This is a genomic window from Streptomyces bambusae, from assembly GCF_019400985.1.
GTDB lineage: Bacteria > Actinomycetota > Actinomycetes > Streptomycetales > Streptomycetaceae > Streptomyces > Streptomyces bambusae_A.
This window is the reverse complement of the sequence record NZ_WTFF01000677.1, coordinates 1-1,006: the sequence shown is the minus strand read 5'-3', so window position 1 is coordinate 1,006 and position 1,006 is coordinate 1. Positions and strand designations below refer to the sequence as shown.

Sequence of the window (1,006 nt, the reverse complement as noted above, 5' to 3'; positions counted from 1 at the left end):
GGTGTTTTCGCGCCGGGGCATGTGGGTGAGCTGACTCAGTACCTGCCGTTCGAGCTGGTCGATGACGTCCTGGCGCAGACCAGGACCGTGCAGCGCAGGCTGCGCATGCTGCCGTCGCGGGTAGGGGTGTACTTCGTGATCGCGCTGGTGTTGTTCCCCCGTCTGGGCTACCTGCGGGTGTGGCAGAAGCTGGTGGCCGGGCTGGGCGGGCTGGCGGTCGCATGTCCGTCGGAGAAGGCCTTGCGTGATCTGCGCCGCCGGCTGGGGCCGGCTCCGCTGAAAACCCTGTTCGATGCGGTGGCGGGTCCACTGGCCCAGCCGCGCACCCCAGGTGTGTGTCACCGGGCCGGCGCACTGTGGCCTTCGACGGCCTCAACTCGCTGCGGGTCCCCGACACCGACCGCAACCGGGCCTGGCTGGGCAGGATCAAGTACCGGATGGGCTTCGCCGGATATCCCACCCTGCGCCTCCAGGCCCTGGTCGAGACCGGCACCCGCGGCCTGATCGGCGCGGCAGTCGCCTCGGCCACCGACGGCGACGAAGCCGCCCTTGCCCGGCGTCTGCTGGGCCACCTCACACCCGGCATGCTCGTACTGCTCGACCGCGCCTACGACGCGAACGGCTTCCTGAGCGAGATCGCCTGCACCGGGGCCCGGTTCCTGGCCCGTGCGAAGGCCACCCGCAACCCGATCGTCATCGCATGCCTGCCCGACGGCTCCTTCCTCTCCCGTCTGGACGGCCTGACCGTGCGGATCATCGACGCCGAGCTGACGATGACCGGCACCGACGGCACCCGCATCCACGACCGCTACCGTCTGATCACCACACTCCTGGACCACCGCCACGACCCAGCCGACGCCCTGATCCGGCTCTACCACGAACGCTGGGAGATCGAGACGGCCTTCCTGGCCCTGCGCCACACGATCCTGACGGGCCATGTCCTGCGTTCCGGCGACCAGCCAGGCATCGAACAGGAAGTCTGGGCCCTGCTCCTTGTGCACCAGCT

1 protein-coding gene and 1 pseudogene are annotated in these 1,006 nt (G+C 69.5%); both read left to right on the top strand.

What is annotated here, in order from left to right:
* Positions 1-21: 21 nt before the first annotated feature.
* A pseudogene (locus GPJ59_RS38795) lies at positions 22-234 on the top strand (transposase domain-containing protein); the annotation flags it as partial.
* A 101-nt stretch (positions 235-335) separates the two neighbouring features.
* On the top strand, positions 336-1,006 hold a 671-nt coding region (locus tag GPJ59_RS38305; protein WP_308120706.1), incomplete at its 3' end, for a transposase.